Source organism: Neobacillus vireti (genome assembly GCF_036962465.1).
Lineage (GTDB): Bacteria > Bacillota > Bacilli > Bacillales > Cytobacillaceae > Neobacillus > Neobacillus vireti_B.
This window is the reverse complement of the sequence record NZ_JBALNF010000002.1, coordinates 152,705-176,512: the sequence shown is the minus strand read 5'-3', so window position 1 is coordinate 176,512 and position 23,808 is coordinate 152,705. Positions and strand designations below refer to the sequence as shown.

The window sequence follows — 23,808 nt, the reverse complement described above, 5'->3', positions numbered from 1 at the left end:
TTCTATAGTTGCTCTATTATCTTAATATAGTCAATTCTTGGTTGAAATCCAAGCGGTATGTGGTAGCCCTTTTGTTCAATCTCTTCTTTCGTAATCGATTTTCTTCCTCCGTTCATCATTCGCTCCCAAAAGTGTAGTAAATGCAAGGCTTCGAGCAGGTAAACCTGTTCAAATTTTGTGAACCGGAGTATAACAAAACAAATTCCCCCTTGATCCATAACTTCTTCCATATGTTCTATTTGGTGTTGATGGAAATTCTTTAAAGGAAATGAGGTGGGATTTTGCGTTTCCTTTGCTTCAAAATCAATATATCTACCTTTATATACCCCATTATAATCCGTTGTTGAGGCTAGTTTAAAGTATGCCTCTTTTATCACGGCAGCACTTCTATTTGGATAATCCACCTGAACAATCTGAACTGGAGTAGGCTTTTTATGTATCACTGCAATTTTTCTTTCCCGGTAATACTGATTAGTTTCATTTAAATCTTCCTCTAGTGTCATACCCCGATTACTATAAGATCCATTTTTTATTTTTTTCACCTTATTGTCTTTTGGCTGTTCTTTTGGCTTAAACTTTTTTCCATTTGGATAGTTAAAATTCATCATTTTACACCTCACAAGCTAATCCTTATCATATCAAATCTTTGTACATATTGGGGTGTATAAAATAATTTTGCTTACGTACGCTAATAATAATTGTACTGTGAATGCCAAACTCAGACATGATTCAATTTTAGTAAAGATTTTAACGCAAAATTAAAACTCTATCAAAAATAAGGAAGAAGAATATGAATCATCTTACGATACAGGAACAATCAATCATCCGTCAAATTGTAAGTGAAACAAAAAAAAGAAACGTTGATAATATTACGCGTACAGATGCTTATTTTTCCTATTTTAAACAACATCCGGATATTATTTGGTCTTTTCTTGCAAGTATGGTTTCAAGAAATGGCGGTTGGAATATGTGTGATCTCGAAGGTGACATTTTCCCGGAAATTTTGGCACCAAAAATGAGGAAACAGTTATTTTTGACTTATGAGCGGGCCAATTGGCTTATTTTTCATGATGTATTTCCCCAGCTTCTGCTGTACCAATATTCGTCGAAATTAAATCGGCCTATGTTTCACTTACTTCCCTTTTTTCATGTTTCAGCATTTATTCAAAAAGAGTGGGAACGCTATTGGATGGAAAACGATAAGGAAAGATTAACAACGTCTTTAATTATTAATGAACAAAATGTGATTCAAACACCTGTGATAGAACATCCTGTATATAAGAATAAGGTCTTTCGTTCCTTCCTTTTTTCTTTTCAAGATTGGCTTCACTTCAGCTGTGTTCTTTTTCCTACTTGTGGCGGGGAGGTGTATGGGGCCAGTGTAAATGGTTTTAAATCCCTATCTAAGCGAATTAATTTAGGGAAGAGGCTGGCTAGTATTCTTTTTCATCCGCGGCTGTTTCCTTATTTTTTTGAATTTGCCGAAAAGAATCCACATTCGGGTTCAAGATACGATTATGAACAATATTTTAAAATAAAGACAGGTAGGAAAACACCTTTACTTAGAACAACTTTTCCAGTTATTGAACATCACCAGCAGAATTATCAGGATTGGAGTAAACAACGGCTCATTTCTCCGGCCTGGCTGCATTTGCCTGTCCGACATCATCATCCTATCCATCTTACGGACTGGTACTTAAATAAATCAAATCAGCTTCATTTATTACTTTCTCTTCAAAAAACACTTAAGCTAAAAAAGTGGAAATAAAAAAAGCAAGGACGCCGCCTTGCTTTTTTGTAGTAAATTACAGATTTATCACTAAATCGAGTTAGAGACGTCCGGCTCCAGCGCCTTGGCGTCATAAGCCAAGGCGTCAAGAAGGGCAAAGAACAGCCTTCTCGCCGGCTTGTCTTATGCCTGTTGCCTCTGATCAAGGGGCTTCCGCTTTTGGTTTTACTCAGCAGGACGATTTGGTCCTTCAAGCTTTTTATCCCCATAGCCTGTTTTTTGCTCTGTGACAGCTTTTGATTGCTTGCTTGTTGGATTATTTTTTTTCGCCATTAAAAACACCTCCATTACTAGCATGCGCGGTTCAGCAGTATTTCATGCGAACTTATGATTATGTCGAAAAAGATTATCATTTATGATGTTTTTACACTTTCTTTGCCGAATTGCTTCTAGTTTTGTCAAGCTTGAAGGAGGCTGGAAGGGGAAGGAGAATATTACCTAATAGATACTCGTGAGGAGGGATTTGTAAATGACTATACCAATGTCCGAAAAGGAAAAAATGCTTACGATGCTAACTGAAATATATGATCAATTAGAAGAATTGGAGTCTGTTCTAGAAGCCTCTTTCTCCGACCAACGCCTCCAGATAACAAGTGAGGAACAAGAAAAATTAACGGTAACACTTCACCGCCTTTCAGATATCGAGGGTTGTTCATCAAATATGAATCCTATGTCTCATGAAGATATCCTCAACACTAACCTTAGTGCAGTTCCTACACCTTTAAAGCTTGAATTAGGTTTTTAAGTAGCGCTAAAATAATAATATGGTTAAAAGTAGCATCACTACCCTTGCTACTTTTTTATTTTGTAAATTAAAAGGGAGAAAGAGAACATGTCAGATGAAATTCTTGAATTAACGGAAAAACTTTTACATTATAATGAACAATTCTTAAAGATTTATCGAGAAGGCAGAGAGACCGAACTAACACATGATTTTTATAATGAAATTAAACCATTTGCAGATGAAGTAAAGGAGATTAATGATAAGTGGAATAGGGCAATGAAGAAATGGCTCCCCACAGCTAATACTTTACACCTTCATTTAAAACAAATTGATACAACTTCTGCCCATATTGAGCAGATCTCTGTTCAATCTTTTTTTCCAGAGACAAGTAAATCTAGGTTTTTAAATACACAACGATCGGTAGAATTTGTTCTAGCGGAAGTAATAAAAGAGGTGAAAAATAGAAAGAGATGCAGGTAAAATGCATCTCTTTTAAGATAATTTAATTAAATTTTCCTATCTGCTGGTATTAATAACAGCAGAGGAATAGAGCTAGAGTATATAGCTGCTCATTATTTATGAATGTTCGATGAGGGAGTCTTCATGATTAGTTTCAGGTATAACCGCACCTTGGTTCTCAAGCTCGCGGACAAGAATGCGATATTCTTTTATACTAATTTCATTTTGAATATACACTTTCTTTGCAAAATCCAATAAGGCATTAACGTCATCTGTGTTGTAATCCCGACTTTGAATAAATTTGCTTTTTAATTCGTGAATGTGCATAAATAGCTCCTCCTTCACCCTTTTGTTAATCGTATCATGAAAATATAGGATTCCTAGTTTTTAAAATATTTAAACTTTAGACAAAATTCTTGTGAATCTGACATTGACAAACTTACACTTATAATCACCATTCATTTCTAATCTTCATAATGTGTAATAGAGAATAATAAAGAGGAGATGTTTGCCCATGTTTGGTAAAACAAAACCAAATCATTTCGTTCATCATGGATACTCGGGGCAAATGATGCACCAAGGACCAATGACAAATCAACAAATGAACCCTCAAGCATATCTGAACAGAAATCAGCCGCCGAACCCATATCAGACTCAACCTCAGAACTATAATATGTTGCCCTATTACCCGCCCAATCCTTATTACCCGCAGCCGATGCAGACATATGGCCAAACCTATCAACAGGGCTTTGTACAGCAAAATATGACTCATCAAGCTCCATATAAGCAAAAGGATAACCAGTATCTATTTCAAAACCCTTTGCAGCCCAAGGATGAAATGGTTCAGCAGCCATATATGCCCATGAATGGTTATCCAATAATGAATCCCTATCCCAAAAACAGTTTTATGCCAAAACAACCAGGTGGAATGCAATCGTTAATCAATTCCTTCAAATCACAAGATGGATCAGTGGATATTAATAAAATGGTAAATACGGCTGGGCAAATGATGAATGCAGTAAATCAAGTATCCTCACTCGTTAAAGGATTTGGGGGTATCTTTAAAGTTTAAATTATATCGGAGTATAAAAAAGACGGCTATTGGCAGCCGTCTTTTCCTATACGGAGGAAACAGAAAGTACTAAGTTATTCCTCTATATCGATTATTTTACCTTTTTCCTGAGGAATGCGGATTTGCAATAATCCATCACGATACGAAGCACGAACCAATTTCTCATTGATTGCATGGGGCAGGGCGATCGTCCTAGCAGCATGCTGACGGAAGTATTTACGTCGATATACATGGGTAAGTTCGTTTTCCTCTGTTTCTAATTCGCTATTTTCAACAGAGATAGTTAAATAGTTTCCTGTAATATTTAATTGGATTTGCTCCTTTTTCACTCCAGGCAGCTCGGCTGAAATAATATATTCCTTTCCTGTTTCAACTGTTTCAACATGGAAACCAGCCGCTGTAGGAAAAGGAGTTTTAAAGAATTCATCAATAGTTTGTAAAAATCCCCGCATCGGTTTATCAGTGAATAAGTCATTCATTGATTTGATTAAATCCCGGAAAGGTTCTGACAGCGGGGATTTACGGTTATTTTTATCACTCGGAAGCATGGATGACATCATTGTTCCCTCTCTTTCCATTATTTATCTCCATATCATATGCTTAGAAAAATAGGTAGGTGCCGACATATGTTCGTCACAAATTATTGAATATTTTGTTACAAACTCAATTGTTGTGATTTGAATCACACTTAAGGGGTGAAAAAATTTGTACGCTAGTAAAGAAAAATAATGGAAAAGGGGAAGTTACATGTTCTGTTATCAATGTGAACAAACACCAACTGGCGGATGTAAAGTAATTGGTGTTTGTGGTAAAGATGAAACCATCGCCAGCTTACAAGATACGATTATTTTTGGGTTAAAAGGAATTGCAGCCTACAGAACACATGCCAATCAACTAGGGTATACGGACCCATTTGTGGATGCGACAACACATGAAGCACTTTACATGACATTAACTAATTCAAACTTTAACGTACAGGAACATATTGATATGGCTATGAAGGTGGGCCAATCTGCTGTCCGCGTTATGGAAATGCTCGATGAGGCCCATACGAAACGTTTGGGAATTCCAGAACCAATACGCGTTAGTCAAAATAAAATTGAAGGCAAGTGTATTGTTGTTACGGGACATAACCTATTCGCCTTAGAGGGATTATTAAAGCAGACTGAAGGAAAAGGTATTAATATTTATACCCACTCTGAAATGTTGCCTGCGCACGGCTATCCTGCTTTGAAAAAATATGCACATTTAAAAGGTAATATAGGTAAAGCTTGGTACGATCAGCGCCGTCTATTTGAAAAGTTCCCAGGAGCTATTCTTGCTACTACCAACTGTGTAATGCCAATTAAGGGTACATATGCTGATCGGATGTTCTCCTATGAAGTTGCAGGACTTGAAAATGTTGAAAAAATTGTGAATGATGATTTTACTTCATTAATTAACAGAGCATTGGAGCTTCCTGAAGCAGCGATTGAATCGGAAGAAACATTACTCACGGGATTCCATCATGAAACCGTTTTAGGTTTAGCGCCAGAGGTCATTGATGCTGTGAAAGCAGGTAAAATTAAACGCTTTTTTGTTATTGCAGGATGTGACGCACCAGGAAAAGGCGGGGAATACTATCGCGAGCTTGCTACATCCCTACCTCCCGAAACAGTCATCTTAACGACTTCTTGCGGTAAATTCCGTTTTAATGATGTGGATTATGGGGTAGTACCTGGAACAAACATCCCTAGGTATATTGATTTAGGTCAATGTAATAATTCCGGTTCAACCGTGAAGATTGCCTTAGCATTAGCGGACGCGTTCGGCTGTGAAGTCAATGAATTACCAGTAAGTATCGTCTTATCTTGGTTTGAACAAAAAGCAGTAGCGATCTTGTTAGGTCTATTCAGCTTGGGAATAAAGGACATTAGAATTGGACCTAAACCGCCTGAATTTATTTCAGAAGGAGTTCTTCAGGTCCTTCAGGATACTTTCAATCTAAAATTAATCGGTACAGCTAAAGAAGATATGGAAGAAATGCTTCAGCTGTAATCAGCATAAGAAACACCCCAGCTCTAAAAGCTGCGGTGTTTTTTTATAGTAGATTTAATTCCTGCATCAGCACAGTTATATCCAGAATCATGTTTCCTTCATGGTCTAGTTCTATTAATTCCTCTTTTTTCATTTTAGTCAATGTCCGACTAATGGTTTCCCTTGTGGTTCCAATCATATTGGCAAGATCTCTATTCGTAAACTCTGATTTGAGTTGAATCGTACCATCCGTCTGTTCAATTCCATGTTTCTGTGCTAGACGAATAAGCAGCTTGATAATTTGTTCATATGTATTGTTTAAAATCTGTTCCTCTAAGCGATTTTGTAAATCAACAATTTTCTCTCCAAGCACTTTAAACACTTTAATACAGAGCTCTGGGTTTTCGATTAATACCTTCTCAAATTGGGAGATAGGAACTGCAATAAGGGTAGAAGGCTCTAGCACTTCTGCATAGGCAGGATAATCGCCCTTTCTAAAAAATCCAACATGGGGGAACATTTCTCCTTTTTTTGCAATCGCCACAATTTGCTCTTTACCACTTATATCACTCTTATAGATTTTTATTTTTCCATCAAAGATAAAATAGACGTTTTCGAGTGGATCGCCTTGGAGAAAGACATGACTATTTTTTTTCCACTCCCTGGCGATCGAAATATTCGCTATTTTTGTCAATTCAAAATGGTCTAATTCACGGAAAAGGGTAAAACCACTTAGTACCCGTTTAATATCTTCAATTTTCATATAATCACCTTTCAAATCGAGTTCTTTCTTTTTATATTGTAACAAAATATAGTCTTAACGTTTACTCTATCATAATGGTAAAAGGTTACAATCCTGTTAATGAATTAAATTTTGTTTTATACCTTTAATAACGAACGTCTATTCGGTAAAATAAGAGTTATGAGGTGAGAACATGAAGCTAAAAAAAAACCTGCAGGAAATCCTTGCAGATTTAAAAATAAACCACGAGTTTAAAGAAAATATAGTCACATGGCATACTATTGCTAATAAGCCAGCCCAATCTGTCGACTTGCCAGAGGACCTTCATCCTGTATTAAAGAAATCTCTTTCTAGTAGGGGAATTGGCCAGCTCTATACTCATCAAAAATCAGCCTATGATGAAATTATTAGCGGGCATAGTATTGTAGCTGTTACACCGACTGCCTCTGGAAAGACACTTTGCTATAATTTGCCGGTGTTACAAACCGTTTTGGCTAATCCTAATGCACGAGCTCTCTACATTTTTCCAACTAAAGCACTCGCACAAGATCAAAAAAGTGAAATTAATGAAATAATTGAAGCGTCCGGCGCTGACATAAATAGTTATACGTATGACGGAGATACCCCAGCTAACATCCGCCAGAGGGTAAGAAAAGCTGGTCATGTAGTCATTACCAACCCGGATATGCTTCATTCCGCTATTCTGCCGCATCATACAAAATGGGTATCCTTATTCGAGAATCTTAAATTTGTTGTTATAGATGAGCTCCATACATACCGTGGTGTGTTTGGCAGTCATGTTGCCAATGTGATTAGAAGATTAAAGCGGATTTGCCATTATTACGGAAGCAGTCCAGTGTTTATATGTACCTCTGCCACGATCGCAAATCCTTTAGAACTCGCGGAGAAGTTAACTGAAGAGAAAATGACGTTAATTAATAATAATGGTGCGCCAAGTGGAACTAAGCATTTCCTCTTTTATAACCCTCCGATAGTGAATAAACCATTAAATATTCGCAGAAGTGCAACGCTTGAGGTTCGAAAACTAGCAGGAGAACTATTGAAAAACAAGATTCAAACTATTGTCTTTGCTAGAAGCAGAGTAAGAGTGGAAATAATTCTGACTTATTTGCAGGAATTAGTTAAAAATGAGTTGGGCGCAAAATCAATAATGGGGTATCGCGGCGGATACCTGCCAACAGAACGAAGGAAAATTGAAAAAGGCTTGCGTTCAGGGGATATCTATGGGGTTGTCAGCACGAATGCCCTTGAGTTGGGCGTGGACATTGGTCAGCTGCAGGTTTGTATTATGACAGGCTATCCTGGGACGATATCGAGTGCTTGGCAGCAAGCAGGAAGAGCGGGCAGAAGACATGGCGAGGCTTTGGTTATAATGGTGGCCAGTTCGAGCCCGCTTGATCAATATATTATTCAAAACCCTGATTACTTTTTTAATAAAAGTCCTGAGACAGCAAGAATTAATCCAGACAATCTTATTATTTTAATTGATCATATGAAATGTGCTGCCTATGAACTGCCGTTTAAGACGGGTGATATGTTTGGAAATGTGGAAACGGACGAGTTGCTTGAATACTTAGCAGAGGAACGTGTGCTCTATCGCAATGGTGAAAAATTTTTCTGGATGAATGATTCATTCCCGGCTCACAACATTAGTTTGCGATCAGCCTCACAGGAAAATGTAATAATCGTCGATCAATCAGATATAGCACATGTGAAGGTTATCGGTGAAATGGATCGATTCTCAGCCATGACACTGCTCCATGATGAGGCCATTTACCTGCATCAAGGGACACAATATCAGGTAGAGAAGCTGGATTGGGATGAGAAGAAGGCATTTGTTCGTGAGGTCGATGTAGACTATTTTACAGATGCTAACCTGGCAGTTCAATTAAAGGTTTTAGAGGTTGATAAACTTCAAACGCTAGCTAAAGCAGAAATAGGGTATGGCGATGTCAGTGTCCGGGCGATGGCTACTATTTTTAAAAAGATTAAGTTTGAGACACATGAAAACATTGGGTCCGGTCCGATTCATCTTCCAGAGGAGGAGCTTCATACAAATGCTGCATGGATTTCTTTAAGTAAACCGTTAGCAGAAATGGGACAAGAGCGTCTCGAGCAGGGGCTGATTGGCGCTGCGCATGCCCTTAATCATATAGCTCCCTTATTTGTCATGGCTGATCCTCAGGATATCCACGTTATCCCGCAAGTTAAGGCAGATCATAATGAAAAGCCGACTATTTTCTTTTATGATCGTTATCCGGGTGGTATTGGATTAAGTGAAAAATTATATACAGGAATGTCCGAGGTTTTTAATGAATCCTTAAAAATGATCCACCGTTGTCAATGTCAGTCAGGATGTCCTTCTTGTATTGGCATGGATGCTGTTAGTGAAACAGCAAAAAATGATACTGTTAAAATTCTTGAGACGTTTCTTCGAACTCCACGTTTAGGTGAGGAAGTTGCAACATGTCACTAAAAAACAAATTGAATCGTTTAAAACCGCATCTGTCGGTTGGTTCTCATTCTGAAAAGGAAACAAAACACATTCCTGAAGGTCCTGTTTTTGAAATCCCTTATCGTGATAAATGGGAACAAGAACATGTCTCTCCCTATTTCTTAGATGAAAATTATTGTTTAATTCGAGAAGTAAGATACCCTCTGTCCTATCAGCATGGGCACTATCAGTTTAAAGATTTACGAACGGCCATTAATTGCTGGAATAGAAATGAAATCAACCATCCAATTTCGGCTAAAGGGCATAGGGTAGAAGAATTATTCTTTTTTGACACAGAAACGACCGGGCTTGGGGGCGGAGTTGGAAATACCATTTTTATCATTGGTTATGCTAGTGTTTTTGGAGAGGAGCTTATTTTAAGACAACATATTTTGCCAAATCCAGGTGCTGAGGTTCCACTATATCATAGCTTTTTGGAAAAAGTGAATTATCGTACTCTTGTCACTTACAATGGCAAATCGTTTGATTGGCCACAAGTAAAAACACGACATACGCTAGTCAGAGAACATGTTCCAAAACTGCCTGCCTTTGGACACTTTGATCTTTTTCATGCGGCTAGAAGACTCTGGAAACATAAATTAGATAGAATGAAGCTGTCCATTGTTGAAAAAGAAGTATTGGGAGTAGAACGAATGGATGATATACCGGGCTATCTTGCACCTATCATTTATTTTGATTTTATTGAAAGCAAACAACCTGATGGAATGCTTGGTATTTTAAAACATAACGAAATCGATATCTTATCCCTTGTTACGTTGTATACTCATCTGACATTTCAACTCTCGGGCATGGATCAGAATCAAACACGCCCTGAAACGTATGAAGTTGGACGTTGGTTTGCTAGCTTAGGAGAAACGGAACAAGCAAAAAAGGTATTAGCCACCCTAACAAAGGAACAGGATATAACATCCAAACAGGCAAAGTTACTCCTGGCCTACCAGCAAAAAAAAGAACGTAACTGGAGCAGTGCACGAGATTTATTTTTGGAGGTTGTCGATTCGAAGGATTTGCAAATTAGAGCAGAAGCCTGTATCGAGCTGGCCAAAATTTTTGAGCATAGGCTTAAGGATCTTTCAAAGGCTATAAAATATTGCCAGGAAGCCATTCATTCTGTATCTGCTGATCCAATAAATGGGAAAAAGCCATTAGTAGATCAGCTTCAAACAAGGCTTACACGCTTGGAAAAAAAATACGATAAATTACCCTAAATATTTGAATGTTTACCAGTTTTTGTCGAGTTGTTTCGATATGAAAAGTGTTTAATTTTGTGTCACAAAATTTTAATAATTTTTATGAAGAAAACCAGCATTCCCATATTGTTTATCAGCGTTGAAAAAGGTAAAATTGAAAATTGAGTTGAGAAAAAAACGACTATAAAACTTATGGAGCTGGTAGTATGTATAAAGCAATTCTTTTCTTATTTTTTATTGTCGTCTGTTTGACTGCCGTTGTGTTAACAAGTCTAAAAGACAGCTTTTATACTATGTTATAAAAACAGCTTTGCTAAAATCAAAAAAATAGGTATTTTCATTAGTACAAGAGTCGCTCCTTTAACATAGGCTGTTAATGTAAACAGAATATTTGAAGGGAGATTTTCATATGTATCTAGGAACTAATTTTTTACCTCCAGTCATTCATCCGACGCAACAAATTGTGAACCATACGTTTTCAACAACGGTGGTGCCACATATTCATCCGGTTCATACAACCACAGTGAACCACCACATGTTTCAACATAAACATTATTGTCCGCACACTGCATCATGTGCAGAAGAGTGCTGCAATCAGCACATTGACTGCTGTAACACATGTGCACCAGCACCAATGCCAATCGCACCAATGCCAAATGCAGTACCAAATGCACCAGGCTTTGGTGGAATGGGCGGTCCGGGCTTTGGACCAGGCGGACCGGGATTTGGACCAGGATTTGGACCGGGCTATGGGGCGGGACCAGGATCTTTTAGAGGACGCAGACCATAGTAATTGGACTGTCTTGCAAGGGCTATTTAGCCCTTGTTTTTTATTTTCTATTTATTATATGTTATGTTCTTAGTAATAAAATGTTTGTCCCAATTTTAAAAAATTTTTAAAAGAGGAGAAAGAGTTTGGTAAAAGTATTAGCCGTTTCGGGTTATAAACCTTTTGAGCTAGGGGTATTTAATAAGGACCATCCATCCGTACAATTTATTAAGGCAGCCATGAAAAAGGCTTTACTGCCAATGATTGAAGAAGAATTAGAATGGATTTTAATTAGTGGTCAACTAGGTGTAGAACTTTGGACTGCTGAAGTGGTCTTTGACTTACAAAGTGAATATCCCGAGTTAAAACTTGCAGTGATTACTCCATTTTTAGAACAGGAATCGAACTGGAATGAAACTAATAAGGAGTGGTATTCAACTATTTTAATGCAAGCGGATTTCGTTGATTCTATTACGAAAAAAGGGTATGAAAAACCGTGGCAATTTCGTTTGAAAAATCAATTCTTTCTGGAAAAAAGCGAAGGTTTGCTGCTGCTCTATGACCATGAAAAAGAGGGAAGCCCTAAATATTTGTACGAATTAGCATTAGACTATCAAAAACAGCACGATTATCGAATTGAATTAATTACGTTTTATGATTTGCAAATGATTGTAGAGGAAGAACAGTTTAAGCAATCTGACTTTTAAAATATTGGATTAGTGGGTACCACATATAAATGAAATGATGGCACAAACCCTGAATGTAAAAGAAAATTGACAAAAGGACTTATTTTTGGAAAAATAATAGGTAATGATTGGCTAAACTTGAGGTGATTTGTATGTTGGCTGATAAGGTCAAATTAACAGCTAAGGATATTTTAGAAAAAGAGTTTAAAACTGGTGTTCGTGGTTATAAACAAGAAGATGTGGATAAATTTTTAGATTTAATTATTAAAGACTATGAAACGTTTCATCAAGAAATTGAGGATCTCCAGCAAGAGAACCTTAGGCTTCGTAAACAGCTTGAAGATACATCAAAAAGGCAGCCGGTGGCACAGCCAGCCGGAACGACTAATTTTGATATTTTAAAAAGATTGTCTAATCTAGAAAAGCATGTTTTTGGTAATAAACTTTACGATTAACATTTTGTACCGCAGTTTCCTAATAAAAACCATTGTATATTCAACAAGAAATACATATAATAAGAAAGTATCATTAATGACGTTCGGGTAATCGCTGCGAGAAGCTTTTATAAGCGAATCGTTGAGGAAAGTCCATGCTCGCACGAGCTGCGATGCTCGTAGTGTTCGTGCCTAGTGAATTCATAAGCTAGGGCAGCTGAGTCTAGCATTCAGTTGACGGCCGGGAAAATACCTAAGTCCCCAGTGGATATGGTATGAATACCTATAAAAGTGCCACAGTGACGTAGTCTTTCTGGAAACAGAAAGGGTGGAACGGGTAAACCCCACGAGCGAGAAACCCAAATTATGGTAGGGGCGTTTTCTCTGAGGAATTGAACGAGGAGAAAGACAGATTCAACTTGAATCTGTAGATAGATGATTACCACCTGTGTACGAGACCCAAAAGGTCGTTTGCAGTACAATGGTACAGAACATGGCTTACAGAACGTTATTAATGTTAAAAATGCTGGATATTAAGGGCTCTCCTAATATGGGGAGCTTTTTTATTGCAAACAACTGCATTCGTTTTCTGCATTTTGTCAATAATGTAAGCGACAAGTTTAACGATAAGCGTAAAAAATACATACATTTGAATTTATTTAAGGGTGAAAACATGGGAAAATATCAAATCATTGCAACTGCAGCGATGGGGTTAGAAGCCTTAGTTGCTAAAGAAGTACGATCACTTGGTTATAATTGTGAAGTGGAAAATAGCAGGGTTACCTATTCTGGGGATGAGTCAGCTATTGCACGAAGTAATTTATGGCTGCGAACGGCAGACCGCATTAAAATTAAAGTTGGAGAATTTAAGGCCTTTACGTTTGATGAACTGTTTGAAAAGACAAAGGCACTTCCCTGGGAACATTTTTTGCCTGAAGATGCTGAATTCCCTGTTATAGGGAAGTCGGTTAAATCAAAGTTATTCAGTGTTTCAGACTGTCAAGCCATTGTGAAAAAAGCAGTGGTTGAACGTATGAAAAAACATTATAAGCGAAATACCTGGTTCGAAGAAAGTGGTGCTCTATACCGTATTGAAGTTGCTTTGTTAAAAGACGTTGCGACAATAACAATTGATGCCAGTGGCAGTGGACTCCATAAACGAGGATATCGGATTGATCAAGGTGAGGCACCGCTAAAGGAAACATTGGCAGCTGCACTTGTAATGTTAACAAATTGGCAGGCTGATCGGCCTTTTATTGATCCTTTTTGTGGATCAGGTACCATTCCAATTGAAGCAGCAATGATTGGGCAGAATATTGCACCGGGATTTAATCGGGAGTTTGTTTCTGAAGCATGGAAGTGGATGCCCGAAAAGGTCTGGGAGGAAGCCCGGATGGAAGCCGAGGATTTGGCAAAGTACGACCAGCCATTAGACATCGCTGGCACAGACATAGACCATCGTATGGTTAGAATAGCGGAAGGTAATGCTGTAGAAGCTGGGTTTGGTGATTTAATTAAATTTAAACAAATGCAGGTTCGGGATATATCGACAAGTAAAGACTATGGGGTTATTGTAGGTAACCCTCCATACGGGGAGCGGCTTGGAGATAAAAAGGCAGTGGAGCAAATGTACAGGGAAATGGGACAGGCTTTTAGTAAACTCGATACCTGGTCGATTTACATTATGACTTCGAATGAAGATTTTGAGCAATTATACGGAAAACCGGCAACAAAGAAGCGGAAGCTGTTTAATGGATTCATCCGGACGGACCTTTATCAATATTGGGGCAAGAGACCCCCGCGGAACGAGTAGGAAAGAATATTTATGGGGGAGGAGTTTTCATGCACAACCGAATGCCGTTTGAGATTTCAAAAACGGAGTCTTTTTATGACAAGTTAGGGGAATGGATTGGCGACCTATTTTATGATGTATTACCGGAAGCAGGTTTTGAACTAAGAGACGAACAAATTTATATGGCTTTTCAATTAGAAAAAGCCTTTAAAGAAAAAAAAGTTATGTTTGCCGAGGCAGGAGTAGGAACAGGGAAAACGATTTGTTATCTCCTGTATGCTATCATGTATGCGCGTTATACGAATAGACCTGCAGTGATTGCCTGTGCTGACGAGACATTAATTGAACAACTGGTTAAAAAAGAAGGAGATATTGCAAAACTTGAAAAGATTTTAGATTTGCAGATAGATGTACGTCTGGCAAAGTCTAGGGATCAATATCTTTGTTTGAAAAAGCTTGACCAGGTAAAAAACAATAATTTTTCCGATGAGATTTCAGAGGTGTATCAGGAACTGCCTGATTTTGTCCATTCCGTTGGATCCATGCAGACTTTTGAAAGATATGGCGACAGGAGGGATTACCCATCTCTTTCGGATGAGGTATGGAGTAATGTGAATTGGGATGCACTGCAGGATTGCTTCTCTTGTGATAAACGTCATCGCTGCGGTTTAACTCTGCACCGGGAATATTATCGACATGCGGCCGATTTAATCATTTGTTCTCATGATTTTTACATGGAGCATATTTGGACTAAGGAATCACGAAAACGGGAAGGGCAGCTTCCACTACTACCCGAGCATTCCTCTATCGTGTTTGATGAGGGACATTTGTTGGAATATGCTGCACAGAAAGCATTAAGCTATCGTTTTACGGATTTTACATTAGACACCTTACTCACTAGGTTAATGGAAAACGAAGTCCGTGAAAAGACGTTATATACGATTGAGGAGGCGCTTTTAGCAAACGAGGCATTTTTTGATGCTATTTCTCAATTCTCTTCCCAATCCCAAGGATCTGAAAAACAAGTCATTACCAAGCATCCGTTAGTGATGAAAACCTGTCGAAGGCTGCTGTCAACCTTGCAGGCACTTGAAGAAGAATTGGTATTTGAAAGTGAGTTATATGTGATTAATGAATATGATTTGAAAATCGTCGAGGAATATTTAGAACAAATTACTTATTCACTATCATTATTTCTTCAAGAACTGAACGGGATTACCTGGTTCGAAGAAAAGGGTGGAGAAAGAACCCTTGTGATCATGCCTAAAATGGTCGAGGAAGTAATGCGTGAGGAAGTATTTTCACAGAAGAAGCCGTTTATTTTTTCCTCAGCCACACTTTCAAATCATAAATCTTTTGATTATATGGCTAATAGTCTTGGTGTTAACGAATACGTATCTTTTTCAGTGGCATCGCCGTTTGATTATGATGAAAAAATGAAAGTATATCTTCCTCGTTTTCCGAAAGATGTGGTAGATATGAAGGTTCAATATTTAATAAAGCAAATTACTCAGTCTGAAGGGCGAGCATTAATTCTCCTTAATAATAATGAAGAATTAGCAGTTCTCAAGAAGCAGTTACCAGGTGCCTTTCCTTACCCTGTTTATTTTGAAGGAGATGAGGAGATTAGCACGTTGGTTTCAAAATTTCAAAATGAAGAACATTCTGTACTCTGCTCGATTCATTTGTGGGAAGGGCTTGATATCCCAGGAAGGTCGTTGGAAAATGTCATAATTTTTTCCCTTCCGTTTCCGCCTAATGATCCGGTTTTTACAGCTAAAAAGAATGGGCTTACCAATCCCTTCCTAGAAGTAGACTTACCCTATATGCTTCTCCGGCTTCGCCAAGGAATTGGCAGGTTAATTAGGACTGAAAAGGATGAAGGAAGCGTCCATATCCTTCTTGATGATGAACTGGATTTAACTTTGCTGCAAGAAATAAAAGCTGTCCTGCCGACAGAGCCAATCGAAAATTAATTAAAGTGTCAGCGGAAGTTAAGTTGCTTCCGCTTTTTTTTATAAGACTGTCTTAAAGGTATCGTTGCTTTTTAGCTTTTTGATTGGAGCGAAGCCATCTGGAGCGGAAATCAACATTCAAGAGTAAAACAGCCTTTAATAAAATAATTCCTGTTCGAGAGCCTCATGGTTGATTAAGTAAAATCCATTCTCATCTTGGGAAACCAATGATTTCTTTTTAACCTGGTTAATCGTTCTGCTGACAGATTCTCTTGAGGTTCCAATCATATTCGCTAATTCACGATTAGTGAACTGAGTCGTTAATTTATAAAGTCCGCCAACTTTTTCCCCATTAGATTTACATAGCCTAATTAGTAGTAAAATAATTTGTTCGTACGTATTATGAAGTACTTGTGCTTCCAGCCTTCCTTGTAAGTCCACAATCTTTTCACCTAATACCTTAAACAGCTTAATACATAATTCTGGGTAGGATATTAATATCTTTTCAAACCTATCAATAGGAATGATGATAAGCACGGCATCCTCCAAAACCTCCGCGTATGCTGGGAATTTCCCCTTCCTAAAAAAACCAGCATGGGGGAACATTTCCCCGGGTCCTAACACAGAGATTAATTGTTCTTTCCCCGCTAAATCGGATTTATAGATTTTAATTTTCCCTGAGTGAATAAAAAACACCCGATCAAGAGGGTCCTCCTGCATAAAAACGTACATTTTATCTTTATAAAAACGCGCCTGGGCAATTTTGACAATCGGATCAAGTTCTTTAGCTGATAACTCTTTGAAAATCGGCACTACTGATAACCTTTTAACAATATCCTCATATTTCATTAAAATTTCACCCCTGTAAGTCATTCATCCTCAATAAGTTATATTTTAGCAGTGTTTACCTTGTAAATAAGTGACCCCCGTCATAGTAGTTATCTTTTTTGAAACTCATTTTCAATGGTGTGGGAAAAATCACAGGGATACGATGAGGGACTTCACTCTATAAGTTATCCTTCAACATTACAATAGTAAATGTGAACAAATTAGAAAGGATGAATTTGGATGGAACTAAAACGGGGGAAAACATTGAAAAAAGTGATGAATACAAACCGAAATGGTTTGTTAAAGTCAGTTTTAATAATTACTATTTTACTAAGTTTTACTGTCTTACTTGCCGGGGGTTATTGGATATTTAAAGAACAGGCTCCAAGACCATTGCAGGTAACAAATGAGAAGGGGGAGGTTCTTTTTACAAAGGAGTCAATTATGGGAGGGCAAGCTGTTTTTCAGAAGTATGGTTTAATGGATTATGGAACAGTGTTAGGACATGGTTCTTATATGGGGCCAGATTATACGGCTGAAGCCCTTAAAATCTATACGCAAGGAATGCAAGAATTTAAGGCAAAGGAAAAATACAATAAAAGTTTTACCTCCCTTAATGGTGATGAAAAAACGATTATTAAAAATAATGTGATTAAAGAAATGCGTAAAAATCGATACGACATTGCTAAAGATTCAATGAAATTAACAAACGCCCAAGCTTTTGGTCTTGAAAAGGTAAGAGAACATTATCAAGACGTGTTTACAAAAGGAGACGGTTGGGGGTTAAAGGCCAATCTGATTAAAGAAACCGATATGCCGGAAAAGAACCGGGCATACGTGGCGAAAGGTGATCAAATTACACAGATATCTGATTTCTTCTTTTGGACTGCCTGGTTATCAAGTACAGTCCGAAAAGGTGATACCATCACATATACGAATAACTGGCCTTATTACGAAGATGCCGGAAACCACCTTTCCTTTTCTGCGGTATGGTGGAGCGGTGCCAGTATTACATTATTTGTATTAATGGTAGGGGTTATCCTATTTGTGTTTTACCGTTATCAGTTTGGCATGAAGGAAGCATACAAAGAGGGGCAATTCCCTAAAATCGATTTACGAAAAATACCTGTAACAAGTTCACAAGTAAAGAGTGGAAAATATTTTGTTATTGTTTCTGTGTTATTTTTTGTTCAGTGTATGTTTGGTGCTTTACTGGCCCACTACTATATTGAACCTGATAGTTTCTTTGGTATTAAGTGGATTCATGATATACTGCCATTTAATATTACCAAAGGGTTCCATCTGCAACTGGCTATTTTCTGGATCGCAACATCCTGGCTAGGAATGGGTATTTATGTTGCACCGCTAGTGGGTGGATATGAACCTAAGAAACAAGGACTTCTAGTCGATATCTTATTCTGGGCTCTGGTTGTCCTTGTAGGCGGCAGTATGGCAGGAGAGTGGCTGGGGGCGAAAGGATATTTAGGAAATAATTGGTTCCTGCTTGGAAACAATGGCTGGGAATATATTGAGTTAGGACGGATTTGGCAGCTTATTCTTATTGTCGGTATGCTTATTTGGCTGTTTATCGTTTACCGTGGAATTCGGGCAGGCTTAAAAAGAGAGTCTGATAAGGGTGGACTAATTCATTTGTTATTCTATTCAGCCATTGCGGTACCAGCGTTTTATATCTTTGCACTATTTATTAATCCTGGAACTAGTTTCACATTTGCAGACTATTGGCGCTGGTGGATTATCCATCTCTGGGTTGAAGGAATCTTTGAAGTATTTGCCGTCGTGGTTATCGGTTTCTTGATGGTTCAATTAGGGCTTGTCACAAAAAAATCTACGGTCAGACAGCTATATTTCCAATTAATACTATTATTAGGCAGCGGTGTGATTGGTATTGGTCACCATTATTATTACAATGGGTCGGCCGAAGTTTGGCTGGGTCTTGGTGCAGTATTCTCAGCCTTAGAAGTGATCCCATTGACATTGTTAATTCTTGAGGCATATGAACAATATAAAATGATGCGTGAAGGCGGAATTGATTTCCCTTATAAAGGAACATTTTGGTTCTTAATCTCAGTTGCCATTTGGAACTTAGTAGGTGCAGGTGTTCTAGGGTTTTTGATCAATCTTCCGGCAGTAAGTTATTTTGAACATGGGCAATTCCTAACGCCGGCACATGGTCATGGTTCTATGATGGGGGTTTACGGAATGTTTGCAGTGGCAGTACTTCTGTACTCATTGCGTAATATTGTCCAACCCGAGTTTTGGAACGATAAATGGATTAAATTTAGCTGTATTATGCTCAATGTCGGCTTGGCAGGTATGGTCTTCTTATCCTTACTTCCTGTTGGGTTCATTCAAATAAAAGAAGCTTTCCATCATGGATATGCAGCATCCCGTTCGGCAGCATTCCTGCAAAAGGACCTTGTCCAAACACTCTTAACCTGGCGGGCGGTGCCTGACACCATATTCCTTATTGGTGTAGTAGTATTATTGATTTTCTGCATGAAGGCACTGTTTCATTTACGTAAACCAACGCATAAAGAGGGAGAACAGCTTCCTGTTAAAGATTTAGCGCTGGATGAAGAATAAGAGGAGAAAAATCCGCAAAGCTAGCTTTGCGGATTTTCCGTTTCGTTAACAAATCTCTCAAAGCAATCGAAACAAAAGATCTCTTTTTTGTCGCGGTGGACACCATTTAAAAACCCATCTAAGCAATAAACCTCTTTCCGGCACTTACAGCAACAGCCAACGAGTTCGATCATGTTATTCCGCCTTTTTTCACAAATTATTAATAAAATTATGCCATAGGTGTGATAAGTAGCACAATGGGATTTATGTTTATTCATCTATAATAAAAAGGAAGTAAACAAACTATAGGAGGTGCAAAAGTTATAAACTGTAGATGGTTCTAATCAGGCAACAATTGATTAGTGGTTTAAAAACTCTCTCAACCGTTTTAAACTTTAATATTTTTTTTCCTAAGAACTTCTCTTTTTTCTAACAACAGGTCTCCTGTTGTTTTTTTTTTGAACTCTTTAAGTCAGCGATTTAGAATAGTATGTTAAAATTTAACTAATTATGCAGGGAGGTCTTGGTATGAATATTAAACAATTAGAAAAAGAATTCTTAGACTTTGTAAAAAAAATCTCCGCTTATAATGAGGCAATTGGACTAATTTATTGGGATTTACGGACCGGGGCTCCAAAACAAGGAATAGAACAGAGGTCGGAAGTAATTGGAATGCTTTCCTCTGAAGTATTTAAAATGTCCACTTCCGAGGAAATGGCTGCATACATAGCTAATTTAACAAAACAATCACTGTCAGAAAAGACAAGCAAGATTTTGCAAGAATGCAAACGGGAGTATGAACGAAATAAAAAAATACCGGAAGAAGAGTACAGAGAATACGTCATCCTCCAATCCAAGGCGGAGAGTGTTTGGGAAGAAGCAAAAGAAACAGCTAATTTTGCAATGTTTTGTCCTTACCTAGAAAAGCTAGTAACCATGACAAAAAGATTTATCAGCTATTGGGGATACCAACAAAATAAGTATGATGTCCTATTAGATATGTACGAACCTGGAATGACAGTAAGTGTACTTGATCAAGTATTTCTAGAGTTGAGAGACAAGATAGTCCCTTTAGTTAAAGCTGTTTCGGAATCTCCTTATAAGCCCAAAACGGAATTTCTATTTGAAAAGTTTCCGAAAGAGCAACAACGAGATTTTAGTTTAAAAATATTAGAAAAAATGGGATACAACTTTCAGGCTGGTAGACTAGATGAAACCGTCCATCCTTTTGCTACCGGACTTAACCCTGGTGATGTTCGTGTTACCACAAATTACAATGAAAGTGATTTTCGAACCGCCATTTTTGGCACCATTCACGAAGGGGGGCACGCTTTATACGAACAAAACATTTCCAAGGAATTAATTGGTACACCGCTTTGTACTGGAACTTCGATGGGGATACATGAGTCCCAATCCCTTTTTTATGAAAATATTTTAGGTCGAAGCTATTCTTTTTGGAAAAACAATTTTGAACTTTTGAAACAATATGCCGCAGATGGCCAATTTAATTGTGTTAAACTGGATGATTTCTATCGAGCCATCAATGAGTCAAAGCCTTCCTTTATTAGAATCGAGGCAGATGAATTAACCTACCCGCTTCATATCATTATCCGCTATGAAATTGAAAAAGGGCTATTTGATGGTGAATACGAAGTCAGGGATCTGCCAGAAATTTGGAATGGTAAATATGAAAAGTATTTTGGTATCCGCCCGAAAAATGATGCAGTTGGAGTCCTGCAGGATGTTCACTGGGCAGGCGGCAGTTTTGGTTATTTTCCATCTTATGCATTAGGTTATATGTATGCGGCACAATTTAAGCATAAATTGCTAGAAGAGATTCCCGAGTTTGATCGTTTGGTGGAAAAGGGAGATCTCTTACCAATAAAATCATGGCTGACTGAAAAGATTCATCAATACGGTAAGTTGAAAAAACCACTAGAGATTTTGAAGGGCGTCACGGGCGAAGGGTTGAATCCTAATTACTTAATTGATTATCTATATAAAAAATATACAGATGTATACAAACTAAAGTGACGATAAAAAAGGCTTCAATCTCGATGATTGAAGCCTTTTTTGGTCAAAAAACATTACCATTTACCCCAAGTTTGAAAACCCTTTGAACCCGGAGGAGCATTCTGGATAATATCAATAAACGGAATCGTGTAAGCAAATAAAATGAGTGCTGCAGTGATACCAAGCCACAGTTTCCAATTTTCAAATACCATTGGGGCCTGTTGTTCAGTACTCTCAGCTTCAGCCACAGGAAATTCTTCTTCGCCCTTAGGAGCAAAGAAAGCAAGATTGACAAAGATAATAAGGACTAAGATAATCCCTAAGAATAAAATCGAGCCGCCTACTGCCTGAGCAATTTGATAAGGAATCCACTCGGCCGCCTGCTTTGCTCCGCCATAGGTTGAAAATGCAGAACGTCTTGGTCCGCCAAGCAGACCTTCAATGTGCATTGCTCCTGACATGAATACCATGCCGATAAACCAGATCCATGCCTGGATTATGCCCAGTTTGTTCATCGCTTTCGTTAATTTACGTCCAGTTAAATGTGGTACCAGCCAATAAGAGATACCAAAGAATGTTAATACAACAGATGTTGCGGCTGTTAAATGGAAATGACCTGTTACCCATATGGTATTATGAACTACTTCATCCATTTGGTTTGAGGCATTAATAATCCCGCCAGCACCGGCTGGAATGAATGAAGCCATTCCAATAAATGGAACCGTAAAGCGAGCATCATTCCATGGCAATACTTTAAACCAGCCAAAAAGACCAGTTGCCCCTTTCGAGCGGCCAAACCTTTCAAAAGTTGCAAATAACGAAAAAGCAGTCATTAAGGAAGGAATAATAACCATAAATGTTAAAATAACTTGTAAAAATTTCCATGCCGGGTCAATACCAGGTTCTGTTAATTGGTGATGAAATCCAACCGGGATGGAGAACAGCAGGAATAAAATAAACGAGAGTCTTGCAAGTGAATCAGAAAAGATTTTCCCTCCGATTACTTTTGGAATTATAGCATACCAGCACATATAGGCTGGCAGGAGCCAGAAGTAAACTAATGGGTGTCCAAAATACCAGAATAAGGTACGGCTGACAAGAACATCAACAGTGTCAACTAATCCAAGTGACCAAGGAAGTAGTTGGAATAAAACGGTAGCAGCTACCCCAAGAGTAGCGACAATCCAAAGTACGGTGTTAATGACAGCCATAAAGCTTAATAATGGACTTGGTTTCCCAGGATTATTTCTCCGCCATCTTGCATAAGTCATAATTTGCGCTGCACCGTCAACCCAACTTCCAACCACAACAAAGGTTAAGCCTAAATAAAAGATCCAATGAGCTTTAAGTGGTGCATAAAATGTATAAAGGACGGAAGCTTGCTTTAGTAATACCATGGTTGCCGCCATTAGGGTACCAATTAACATTACCCAAAAACCAATCCAGCCCAAACGTCTGGCAGCGTTCGAATGACCGCCAGTTGTTCTGCTTACTGCTGCATATTGGAATCCCATAATAAAGAAGGTTGTTAATACAAGACCCATTAGAACACCATGAACAGTTAAAATTTGATAATAATCAATTCCCCAAGGAAGTTCCCATTTCCCAGAACGTACAAGGGTTTGCAGAAGTCCCATTAAACCACCCAGAGCAAGTGCTGAAAAGGCAACGAAAAAGTGTGCCATTGATAGCTTTGCATCACGAGGGTCTACTTTTATTTTTGCAGTTTCCTTAGCCATTATTTAACCACCTCAATTTTTGCACTCATTAAGTGGTGTCCTGTACCACAGTATTCATTACAAACCACCAAATATTCGCCAGCCTTGTCAAACGTAGTCGTATATTCACTGACATACCCCGGCTCAAGCATCATATTAATATTGGTACCCGCCATTTCAAAACCATGTATAACATCTTTTGTAGTAGCTATAACCTTCACCTTTGCACCGAGCGGTACTTTAACTTGTGCAGGATTATAGGAGAATGTGGATGCTACAAAAACTAACTCATAATCCCATTCTTTTCCTTCCACCTTATGTAAACCGGGTTTATCAAAAGGCTTTGTCTGATCAACTTTTGCAGAATTAATAGTAGTTAAACAACTAGCCGGCTTGTTGCCTAGGTAGAAAGCGCTGACACCCACCACTGATAGAAAAACGACAAGGCATCCAATACCGAATGTCAGCCAAATTTTTTCGAATTTATGCATGTGCATAACAA

21 protein-coding genes and 1 other RNA gene are annotated in these 23,808 nt (G+C 38.2%); 15 read left to right on the top strand and 7 right to left on the bottom strand.

Annotated features, from left to right (window positions below; all coding sequences use genetic code 11):
* Positions 1 to 2 precede the first annotated feature (2 nt).
* Positions 3 to 605, bottom strand: coding sequence for a Holliday junction resolvase RecU (gene recU, locus V7077_RS01450; protein ID WP_335498100.1), 603 nt, complete (start codon positions 603 to 605; stop codon positions 3 to 5).
* Between the two features lie 185 nt (positions 606 to 790).
* On the opposite strand from recU, the gene V7077_RS01445 reads away from it, so the two are divergent.
* The 3 genes from V7077_RS01445 to V7077_RS01435 all read left to right on the top strand — a co-directional run bounded on the left by V7077_RS01445 (position 791) and on the right by V7077_RS01435 (position 2,993).
* The gene (locus tag V7077_RS01445) at positions 791 to 1,768 is read left to right on the top strand and encodes a DUF2515 domain-containing protein (protein ID WP_335498062.1); all 978 of its coding nucleotides are present in this window, start codon (positions 791 to 793) and stop codon (positions 1,766 to 1,768) included.
* 490 nt (positions 1,769 to 2,258) lie between these two features.
* Positions 2,259 to 2,534: a hypothetical protein gene (locus tag V7077_RS01440; protein WP_335498061.1), complete on the top strand. Its 276-nt coding sequence runs from the start codon at positions 2,259 to 2,261 to the stop codon at positions 2,532 to 2,534.
* An 87-nt stretch (positions 2,535 to 2,621) separates the two neighbouring features.
* Positions 2,622 to 2,993, top strand: a complete 372-nt coding sequence (locus V7077_RS01435) for a YppE family protein (protein WP_335498060.1) — start codon at positions 2,622 to 2,624, stop codon at positions 2,991 to 2,993.
* 96 nt (positions 2,994 to 3,089) lie between these two features.
* On the opposite strand, the gene V7077_RS01430 is transcribed toward V7077_RS01435, so the two are convergent.
* Positions 3,090 to 3,299, bottom strand: a complete 210-nt coding sequence (locus tag V7077_RS01430; RefSeq protein ID WP_335498059.1) for a YppF family protein — start codon at positions 3,297 to 3,299, stop codon at positions 3,090 to 3,092.
* A gap of 187 nt (positions 3,300 to 3,486) precedes the next feature.
* Here V7077_RS01430 and V7077_RS01425 point away from each other — a divergent pair, with 187 nt between their 5' ends.
* Entirely contained in the window at positions 3,487 to 4,044 is a 558-nt protein-coding gene (locus V7077_RS01425; RefSeq protein WP_335498057.1) for a YppG family protein, read from the top strand.
* Between the two features lie 74 nt (positions 4,045 to 4,118).
* Here V7077_RS01425 and V7077_RS01420 read toward each other — a convergent pair whose 3' ends face one another.
* The gene (locus V7077_RS01420; RefSeq protein ID WP_335498056.1) at positions 4,119 to 4,622 is read right to left on the bottom strand and encodes an Hsp20/alpha crystallin family protein; all 504 of its coding nucleotides are present in this window, start codon (positions 4,620 to 4,622) and stop codon (positions 4,119 to 4,121) included.
* Positions 4,623 to 4,791: 169 nt separating this feature from the next.
* Here V7077_RS01420 and hcp point away from each other — a divergent pair, with 169 nt between their 5' ends.
* Positions 4,792 to 6,081: a hydroxylamine reductase gene (gene hcp, locus V7077_RS01415; RefSeq protein ID WP_335498055.1), complete on the top strand. Its 1,290-nt coding sequence runs from the start codon at positions 4,792 to 4,794 to the stop codon at positions 6,079 to 6,081.
* Between the two features lie 43 nt (positions 6,082 to 6,124).
* Here hcp and V7077_RS01410 read toward each other — a convergent pair whose 3' ends face one another.
* A complete protein-coding gene (locus tag V7077_RS01410; RefSeq protein WP_335498054.1) occupies positions 6,125 to 6,823 on the bottom strand; it encodes a Crp/Fnr family transcriptional regulator in 699 nt (232 codons plus the stop codon).
* A gap of 172 nt (positions 6,824 to 6,995) precedes the next feature.
* Here V7077_RS01410 and V7077_RS01405 point away from each other — a divergent pair, with 172 nt between their 5' ends.
* The 8 genes from V7077_RS01405 (at position 6,996) to V7077_RS01370 (ending at position 16,185) form a co-directional block, all read left to right on the top strand.
* A complete protein-coding gene (locus tag V7077_RS01405) occupies positions 6,996 to 9,299 on the top strand; it encodes a DEAD/DEAH box helicase (RefSeq protein ID WP_335498053.1) in 2,304 nt (767 codons plus the stop codon).
* Positions 9,290 to 10,546, top strand: a complete 1,257-nt coding sequence (locus V7077_RS01400; protein ID WP_335498051.1) for a ribonuclease H-like domain-containing protein — start codon at positions 9,290 to 9,292, stop codon at positions 10,544 to 10,546. The genes V7077_RS01405 and V7077_RS01400 overlap by 10 nt, the downstream gene beginning before the upstream one ends.
* 391 nt (positions 10,547 to 10,937) lie before the next feature.
* A complete protein-coding gene (locus V7077_RS01395) occupies positions 10,938 to 11,318 on the top strand; it encodes a CotD family spore coat protein (RefSeq protein WP_335498050.1) in 381 nt (126 codons plus the stop codon).
* Positions 11,319 to 11,443: 125 nt separating this feature from the next.
* Complete coding sequence (locus tag V7077_RS01390; protein ID WP_335498049.1) at positions 11,444 to 12,004, top strand: DUF1273 domain-containing protein; 561 nt, start codon at positions 11,444 to 11,446, stop codon at positions 12,002 to 12,004.
* A gap of 131 nt (positions 12,005 to 12,135) precedes the next feature.
* Positions 12,136 to 12,438, top strand: a complete 303-nt coding sequence (gene gpsB / locus V7077_RS01385; RefSeq protein WP_335498047.1) for a cell division regulator GpsB — start codon at positions 12,136 to 12,138, stop codon at positions 12,436 to 12,438.
* 79 nt (positions 12,439 to 12,517) lie between these two features.
* An RNA gene (rnpB, locus tag V7077_RS01380) (RNase P RNA component class B) lies at positions 12,518 to 12,923 on the top strand.
* A 167-nt stretch (positions 12,924 to 13,090) separates the two neighbouring features.
* Positions 13,091 to 14,230 carry a THUMP domain-containing class I SAM-dependent RNA methyltransferase gene (locus V7077_RS01375; RefSeq protein WP_335498046.1) on the top strand — a complete coding sequence of 380 codons (1,140 nt, stop codon included), beginning with the start codon at positions 13,091 to 13,093 and terminating at the stop codon, positions 14,228 to 14,230.
* Between the two features lie 29 nt (positions 14,231 to 14,259).
* Positions 14,260 to 16,185, top strand: a complete 1,926-nt coding sequence (locus V7077_RS01370) for an ATP-dependent DNA helicase (RefSeq protein ID WP_335498045.1) — start codon at positions 14,260 to 14,262, stop codon at positions 16,183 to 16,185.
* 135 nt (positions 16,186 to 16,320) lie between these two features.
* Here the strand turns inward: V7077_RS01370 and V7077_RS01365 are convergent, their stop codons facing one another.
* Positions 16,321 to 17,013: a Crp/Fnr family transcriptional regulator gene (locus V7077_RS01365; RefSeq protein ID WP_335498044.1), complete on the bottom strand. Its 693-nt coding sequence runs from the start codon at positions 17,011 to 17,013 to the stop codon at positions 16,321 to 16,323.
* Positions 17,014 to 17,232: 219 nt separating this feature from the next.
* Between V7077_RS01365 and V7077_RS01360 the strand changes: the two genes are divergently transcribed.
* Positions 17,233 to 19,596 (top strand): nitric-oxide reductase large subunit, encoded by a 2,364-nt coding sequence (locus tag V7077_RS01360; protein ID WP_335498043.1) that lies wholly within the window; start codon positions 17,233 to 17,235, stop codon positions 19,594 to 19,596.
* A gap of 507 nt (positions 19,597 to 20,103) precedes the next feature.
* Positions 20,104 to 21,609, top strand: coding sequence for a carboxypeptidase M32 (locus V7077_RS01355; protein ID WP_335498042.1), 1,506 nt, complete (start codon positions 20,104 to 20,106; stop codon positions 21,607 to 21,609).
* Positions 21,610 to 21,662: 53 nt separating this feature from the next.
* On the opposite strand, the gene V7077_RS01350 is transcribed toward V7077_RS01355, so the two are convergent.
* Positions 21,663 to 23,327, bottom strand: a complete 1,665-nt coding sequence (locus V7077_RS01350; protein ID WP_335498041.1) for a b(o/a)3-type cytochrome-c oxidase subunit 1 — start codon at positions 23,325 to 23,327, stop codon at positions 21,663 to 21,665.
* Positions 23,327 to 23,803 (bottom strand): cytochrome c oxidase subunit II, encoded by a 477-nt coding sequence (locus V7077_RS01345; protein ID WP_335498040.1) that lies wholly within the window; start codon positions 23,801 to 23,803, stop codon positions 23,327 to 23,329. Before V7077_RS01345 ends, V7077_RS01350 begins: the two co-directional genes overlap by 1 nt.
* Positions 23,804 to 23,808: the final 5 nt, after the last annotated feature.

What these genes read in the sequence shown, in the direction of transcription:
- recU (WP_335498100.1), bottom strand. Translation starts at nt 605, where the DNA reads ATGAATTTTAACTATCCAAATGGAAAAAAGTTTAAGCCAAAAGAACAG.
- V7077_RS01445 (WP_335498062.1), top strand. Translation starts at nt 791, where the DNA reads ATGAATCATCTTACGATACAGGAACAATCAATCATCCGTCAAATTGTA.
- V7077_RS01440 (WP_335498061.1), top strand. Translation starts at nt 2,259, where the DNA reads ATGACTATACCAATGTCCGAAAAGGAAAAAATGCTTACGATGCTAACT.
- V7077_RS01435 (WP_335498060.1), top strand. Translation starts at nt 2,622, where the DNA reads ATGTCAGATGAAATTCTTGAATTAACGGAAAAACTTTTACATTATAAT.
- V7077_RS01430 (WP_335498059.1), bottom strand. Translation starts at nt 3,299, where the DNA reads ATGCACATTCACGAATTAAAAAGCAAATTTATTCAAAGTCGGGATTAC.
- V7077_RS01425 (WP_335498057.1), top strand. Translation starts at nt 3,487, where the DNA reads ATGTTTGGTAAAACAAAACCAAATCATTTCGTTCATCATGGATACTCG.
- V7077_RS01420 (WP_335498056.1), bottom strand. Translation starts at nt 4,622, where the DNA reads ATGGAAAGAGAGGGAACAATGATGTCATCCATGCTTCCGAGTGATAAA.
- hcp (WP_335498055.1), top strand. Translation starts at nt 4,792, where the DNA reads ATGTTCTGTTATCAATGTGAACAAACACCAACTGGCGGATGTAAAGTA.
- V7077_RS01410 (WP_335498054.1), bottom strand. Translation starts at nt 6,823, where the DNA reads ATGAAAATTGAAGATATTAAACGGGTACTAAGTGGTTTTACCCTTTTC.
- V7077_RS01405 (WP_335498053.1), top strand. Translation starts at nt 6,996, where the DNA reads ATGAAGCTAAAAAAAAACCTGCAGGAAATCCTTGCAGATTTAAAAATA.
- V7077_RS01400 (WP_335498051.1), top strand. Translation starts at nt 9,290, where the DNA reads ATGTCACTAAAAAACAAATTGAATCGTTTAAAACCGCATCTGTCGGTT.
- V7077_RS01395 (WP_335498050.1), top strand. Translation starts at nt 10,938, where the DNA reads ATGTATCTAGGAACTAATTTTTTACCTCCAGTCATTCATCCGACGCAA.
- gpsB (WP_335498047.1), top strand. Translation starts at nt 12,136, where the DNA reads ATGTTGGCTGATAAGGTCAAATTAACAGCTAAGGATATTTTAGAAAAA.
- V7077_RS01375 (WP_335498046.1), top strand. Translation starts at nt 13,091, where the DNA reads ATGGGAAAATATCAAATCATTGCAACTGCAGCGATGGGGTTAGAAGCC.
- V7077_RS01370 (WP_335498045.1), top strand. Translation starts at nt 14,260, where the DNA reads ATGCACAACCGAATGCCGTTTGAGATTTCAAAAACGGAGTCTTTTTAT.
- V7077_RS01365 (WP_335498044.1), bottom strand. Translation starts at nt 17,013, where the DNA reads ATGAAATATGAGGATATTGTTAAAAGGTTATCAGTAGTGCCGATTTTC.
- V7077_RS01360 (WP_335498043.1), top strand. Translation starts at nt 17,233, where the DNA reads ATGGAACTAAAACGGGGGAAAACATTGAAAAAAGTGATGAATACAAAC.
- V7077_RS01355 (WP_335498042.1), top strand. Translation starts at nt 20,104, where the DNA reads ATGAATATTAAACAATTAGAAAAAGAATTCTTAGACTTTGTAAAAAAA.
- V7077_RS01350 (WP_335498041.1), bottom strand. Translation starts at nt 23,327, where the DNA reads ATGGCTAAGGAAACTGCAAAAATAAAAGTAGACCCTCGTGATGCAAAG.
- V7077_RS01345 (WP_335498040.1), bottom strand. Translation starts at nt 23,803, where the DNA reads ATGCACATGCATAAATTCGAAAAAATTTGGCTGACATTCGGTATTGGA.